General features: G+C 41.7%; 2 protein-coding genes. Both read right to left on the bottom strand.

Annotation, left to right across the window (positions count from 1 at the left end; genetic code table 11):
* Positions 1-233: 233 nt before the first annotated feature.
* A complete protein-coding gene (locus D5R40_RS38720) occupies positions 234-377 on the bottom strand; it encodes a hypothetical protein (protein ID WP_205127853.1) in 144 nt (47 codons plus the stop codon).
* Positions 378-1,112, bottom strand: coding sequence for a 2-phosphosulfolactate phosphatase family protein (locus D5R40_RS32995; protein WP_124143422.1), 735 nt, complete (start codon positions 1,110-1,112; stop codon positions 378-380).
* Between the last annotated feature and the right edge of the window lie 261 nt (positions 1,113-1,373).

The raw sequence follows: 1,373 nt of genomic DNA, 5'->3' as shown, positions 1-1,373 counted from the left end.
AGCAGTCGCCAATATAGTTAGGACATCGAGTAATTATGATGATTTACAGCGCTTTTCAAATTGATGAACCACATCTTCACACATCAAACCTTGTAGGGACGTTCCATGGAACGTCCCTACTGTGGTCTACCTAAATGAAAACCGCTGTATGACCCGAGCAAGATGCTCGCACTAATTGTCAAACACCAACCTGGAAGTTGCTATAAATGGGTTCTATAGAACCCATTTGAGACCTATATAATTATGGTAGTCAAGTCTTTTCGCGCATCAATTTTGACCGAAAATCTGAAGTAAGGAGTGTTTTTTGTATCATTTCTCCGCACATCTACCCTCTTACCTCCTGTCTCTTGACTCCTGACTCCTGACTCCTTCTTCAATTATGCTCTAATTAAAACTCCTGGTTCTTTCTGCATAGGCAAAATATCTAAGGTGTCAGTTTGAGAGCAATATTTGAGGTCTTCATAACATTCTAAGCGTTGGAGACGTTTGCCGTGACTGGCATAATTTAATAGTTCATATAATTTTTGCTCCCACTGAAGATAGAGGGATACTGCGCCAAATACTTCATCATTTCCTACAGTTTCATCTGGGAGAGAATTAGTTTCTGTAATTAGGGTGTGAGCGATCGCTCCTGCACAGACTGTATCTTCCAATGAATAACTACCTTCCCACCCAGAACCCAAGATCCAAATAGTTTCTGGTTTGTTGGTTTTGAGATATTCAACTACAGAGCGACGATTGACAAGTGCTGCTGCTAGGACAACTTTAGCATTTTGAATCCGCTGAAGACAACGAGTGCCATTAGTAGTAGTCATAAATAAACGTTTATCTTTGACAACTTCTGAAGTAAAGTTGAGGGGTGAGTTGCCTTCATCACAACCTTCTACTTTTTTGCCTCCTCTTTCTCCTACACGAATGCGTTTGTCAGCAGGCCATTGCTCGCTGACTGCCATTAATTCTTGAACATCGCTAAATACTTGTACTGCTTCTGCACCTGCATTTAATGCTGTGGCCATTGTTGTTGTTGCTCTGAGGACATCAACCGCGATCGCGCAGTCTGGCATATTTTCGGTGGGGGTTTCTTCGGGAGTGTGGTAGATGAATATTTTCACGGTTTACATTCTGAGTAATATTATTGATTAATTATTGTATTGCTTTATAGCGCTGTGCACAGGTAACAGCTCATCTGGCAATAGGCAACCCACCCCTCGCCCCTCCCCCTCCCAGGAGGGGAATAAATTGCTGATCATATAAGACTTTTAGCTATTGGACACCTCCTGAATTTTGTAAATATACCAGCGCACATTGCTTTATCAACAGGACTTACGCAAAGACACTGTGTATAGAGTCCAGTAACTATTGGACAATAGTTA

The organism is Okeania hirsuta (genome assembly GCF_003838195.1).
Taxonomy (GTDB): domain Bacteria; phylum Cyanobacteriota; class Cyanobacteriia; order Cyanobacteriales; family Microcoleaceae; genus Okeania; species Okeania hirsuta.
This window is presented reverse-complemented; position numbering and strand designations above follow the sequence as displayed.